The 4,199-nt window shown below is 61.8% G+C and carries 5 protein-coding genes; 4 read left to right on the top strand and 1 reads right to left on the bottom strand.

Annotated elements, in window-relative coordinates; translation table 11 throughout:
* Positions 1-172: 172 nt before the first annotated feature.
* The 4 genes from VMI09_04815 (at position 173) to VMI09_04830 (ending at position 2,980) form a co-directional block, all read left to right on the top strand.
* Positions 173-1,015, top strand: coding sequence for a glucose 1-dehydrogenase (locus tag VMI09_04815; GenBank protein HTQ23995.1), 843 nt, complete (start codon positions 173-175; stop codon positions 1,013-1,015).
* Between the two features lie 400 nt (positions 1,016-1,415).
* Complete coding sequence (locus VMI09_04820) at positions 1,416-1,889, top strand: FAD-dependent monooxygenase (GenBank protein HTQ23996.1); 474 nt, start codon at positions 1,416-1,418, stop codon at positions 1,887-1,889.
* Between the two features lie 43 nt (positions 1,890-1,932).
* Positions 1,933-2,235, top strand: coding sequence for a hypothetical protein (locus VMI09_04825; protein HTQ23997.1), 303 nt, complete (start codon positions 1,933-1,935; stop codon positions 2,233-2,235).
* Between the two features lie 469 nt (positions 2,236-2,704).
* A complete protein-coding gene (locus VMI09_04830) occupies positions 2,705-2,980 on the top strand; it encodes a hypothetical protein (protein HTQ23998.1) in 276 nt (91 codons plus the stop codon).
* 198 nt (positions 2,981-3,178) lie between these two features.
* Here the strand turns inward: VMI09_04830 and VMI09_04835 are convergent.
* A partial coding sequence (locus VMI09_04835; GenBank protein ID HTQ23999.1) for a hypothetical protein occupies positions 3,179-4,199 on the bottom strand: 1,021 nt, incomplete at its 5' end.

A 4,199-nucleotide genomic window follows, 5' to 3' on the forward strand; every position in this document is an offset into this window, starting at 1 on the left:
GATGCCGCCCTTCCGCCGCACGCACCATCGCTGCCGCCGCGCGGCGATCTCCTCTGCGCGCCTTCGACATAACTCTGCGATTATACCATCATGGCCGCGCCGGACTTATCGAAATCGGCCGCGATCACCGCCACGTCCGGCAACACTACACAGGTCAGGAGGCTCGCTCACGATGGGCAGACTAGACGGAAAAGTAGCGATCATTACCGGTGCGGCAAGCGGGATGGGCCGGGCAGCGGCTGTGCGCTTTGCGGGCGAAGGCGCGGCGGTAGTGATCGCCGATCTTAACGAAGAGGGCGGCGAGGCCGCGGTGCGCGACTGCAAGGAGAACGGCGGCCGCGCTGTCTTTCAAAAGACCGACGTCGCCAGCGAGGCCGGGGTCAAGGCGATGGTCGAACGGGCGGTCAAGGAATTCGGCCGCCTCGATATCACCTTCAACAACGCGGGATTGCCGGGCGCGCTCGGATCGATCGAGCAGACCAGCGTCGAGGACTGGGACCGCACCTTCGCGGTGCTGACGCGCGGCGTGTTTCTGGGAATCAAACACTCGGTACTGGAGATGCGCAAGGTTGGCGGTGGATCGATCATCTCGACCGCGTCGGTTGCGGGATTGGCGGGCGGCTACGGCCCGCACGCCTACAGCGCGGCCAAGGCGGGCGTGGTCAATCTGACGCGCTCGGTGGCGCTCGAGGTCGCCAAGCACAAGATTCGCGTCAACTGTATCTGTCCGGGCGGAATCAACACGCCGATCTTCAATTTTCTGACCTCTGACCGCGAGGTGACGGAAAAGCTGCTAAGCCCGCTGCATCCGCTACGGCGCGCCGGGATGCCGGAGGATATCGCCAACATGGCGCTGTTCCTGGCGAGCGACGAGTCGGAATGGATAACCGGGGTCGCGATGGTGGTGGACGGCGGACTGATGGCGGGCCGCGACATTTTCGGCGATCCCCAGTTCGGCGGCGGGATGTACGCGGTCAACGCGTATGTCGGCCCGTCGTACGAGATTAAGCGGTAACCTCTGCGCAGCTCGGGCCTGAAGGCGTACCAAAAATATTATGTAAAATAGCGTCACTGATGAGTCTAGACTTCAAATGAAGGCTGCGACAGAATCGGCGACATGCCGCCCAGTCCGACGGCTCCGCGCCTCGGCTGAATCGCGAAATTCAGAAGCCATAGGGAGGGCTTTAAAAGGTGGCCGACATAGCGATCGTGTTTATCGCAATCTTCGTTCTAATCGGCGGATACGCTTACTACACTATCCACGAAAACGACCCGCCACCAAAAAAGCCGCTCTCGAGCCGTCGCGCACGGAAGATGTAAGACCGCTTAGCACCCCGGAATACTGAGGCTCGCTTTCAGACAAGTGTCCGCGCTCCACAAGCGGCAAGCTCGCCACCTCGCAGAAGGTTGTCACGATCGATGATACCGGCAGCGGAGTCGTTACCACGACTGAAACCGGCGAGACCTACATGGGCGCGGCGATGGTAGGCTGCGATGGGCTGTGGTCGACCGTTCGCCAACACATTGTCGGTGACGGTATGCCGGTCGTCTCGGGTCACATCGCCTATCGCGCCGTGCTGCCGACGGTCGACTGGCCGAAGGAGTATCGTATACCCAAAATGATCGTCTGGTGCGGCGAGAAGACCCATCTGGTCCACTACCCGCTTCGTCGCGGCGAGCTGTTCAACCTGGTCGTGGTGTTTCACTCTGACCGCTACGAGGAAGGATGGGACACCTACGGCGACCCGGCCGAACTGCACTCGCGCTTCCGGGACAAGTGCGAGCCGGTGCGCACCCTGCTGCAAAAGGTTAACGCCTGGAAAATGTGGGTGTTGTGCGACCGGCCGCCGATCAAACTGGAGCAAAGGCCGCATCACGCTGCTCGGTGACGCCGCGCATCCGATGCTTCAATACCTCGCGCAGGGTGGCAACATGGCGATCGAGGATGCCGTTTGCCTAGCCGACCAGATCCAGGCGAGCGGCCAGGACTACGAAGCTGCGTTCAGGAGATACCAGGGTCTGCGGTATCTTCGCACTGCTCGCGTGCAGCTCATGGCGCGCGTGTTCGGCGAGGTCTATCACGCCAGTGGCGTTAATCGTCAACTCCGCAACCATGTGCTGCGAGAGTGGACCGCGCAGGGCGGCTTCGACATGTCCTGGTTGTACGGTGAGCAGCCCGAGTTACCGCATGTCGACAACGTGCCGATGCCCGCACCGACGCGCTTCGACGCCTGACAATCAATTCGTCTGGGTCGGGAAGGGCAAACGTTCTTCCGCCGCCACTACCCGGCTGAGCCCAGCTGATTCTCATAGCTTCAATTCCGAGTTTGGTTATCGTGCGCTGGACCAGGATCGGCACGAACGAGTTCATTTTCTTAGGGGCGAGCACGATCTACTATCTGTACGGGCTGCGATGACAGCCGCCGCGGAGCAGGCTGGCAGCGATTGTTGCCGCAGTACGCAACTAGGACCGCGGTCTGAGCTATGACCGAACCGCGGCAAGTGGAGATATGGCCGTGCGACTACAGCGCACGATGCTCAGCGCCTGGGTGCCGCCGGCGCGCAACCACCATTCTGCGCTATCTCGATGCCCAGGGGCGACCCTATCGCCAGACAGACGTGTGTGAGACCCACGCGCGAGAGCTGCGCGTCGGGATGTGAGAGTGATCGACCGGAGGCGCTGCGCTGAATAGAATCGCAGCCCATGACACCCCGCTACATCGCATCGTTCGCCCTGGTCGGCTGGTATTTGATAACCCCACCGTCGACACTGCCGCCGGACGTCTCCTACAAAGCGCCGCCACGCAAGTGGCACATCGTGCGAGGTTTCGATACAGCCGATGACTGCGATGATTTCCTGGGCAGTTTCTTCGAGGGCTCGCAACAGAAACAGGCGTTGAACATGCTGGAGCCCGCTTATCGCGATTACATGTTCGCAGAGTGCATCGCTAGCGACGACCCGCGCCTCAAGGAAAAATAGCGCGCCGTTTTCCTTTCCGGTTCGCTGTTAGCCGCCCCAGTGGGGCCTCCTGTTCTGCGTGATTCGCTCGCGCTAACTGTGCCGCCTTACCAGGTGCGGAGCGTTCGGAATTGATCGGGCGACAGCATTTTGAACCGGTGGCCTTGCGCGCAAAACGTCCGCTCAAGTTCCGTGATCGGTGGCTGGCCCTCCGCCGCATCAGGCCGATCCTGACATCCCCGGCAGTGCGCGGTTTTCTTGCGCAGGATGGCAGATATCTGCCGTTCGACTATCAGCTCCGCTGCCAGCGTCGCCACCTGTTCCTGCAGCTTCGCCAGTTCGGTTCGCAGTTCCGCTATCTCCATTGACGTTCCCATCGTTGCTCCTCTCTTGCCGTAGTCGCACCCAGTATGTCTTGGCCGCGGCCATACGCTTCTCCGCGCCCGCCGCCGCACCCTTGCGGCCGAGTTCGGCCAGCCGTTCCCTGCTGTAGGGGTGCACCCGCCGCGCGAGCTTGCCCAACATCACCGCATGCTTATTCTTGCCGCCCTTCCCGCGCCGACGCGCCAGCACATCCTCCAACTCATCGAGGTGACCGTCGTTGAGCAACGGCAGCAACGCGTCCGCGGCGCGCAGCCGCTTCATGATCTGCCGGCGACAGGTCTTCTCTTGATTGATCAAGGTTCTAAGCCGCCGCTGGTGGCCAATCACCCGCTCGATGATGCGCAGCACATGCCGGGCTTCGTCTCGACGCAATCGCACCAGGGCCCGCCCCGAGCGCGGCAGCTTTGCAATCTCCGCCTCCACCTGGAGCAGCGTTTCGAGCAACGCGGGGCGCAGTTTGCGCTCTTCCAAGCCGGCCCGCGCGGCCAGGCGGTCCGCCCCTTTATTTTGTCGAATTGCCGCGCGTTGGATTTTGCGCAGGAACCCCTGCGTCAGGTTGAGGTCACGTTGGCGCCGCTCGAGCGAACGTTCGAGCGCTGCGGCTTGCGCGAACTCGCCGATGTTCATCGCCGCCGCGACTGGTCGCTGGCTGACGGCAGCGAGCCGATTTCGTTGAAGATGTCTCGCGACCGGAAAGGGTTGATTAGCCTTGAATCGAAAATAATTCTGGGCGATTCGACGATTTGATCGAAGAAAAGGGGCCTCTGGCGCGTCATTTGGAGTGCGCAGCAACGCAACTCGAAACGGCACGAAGGGCCCCAAAGATGCGGTTGAAGGTAACGCGGTTGTGGCAGAC

It is taken from the genome of Candidatus Binataceae bacterium, assembly GCA_035500095.1.
Taxonomy (GTDB): Bacteria; Desulfobacterota; Binatia; order Binatales; family Binataceae; genus JAKAVN01.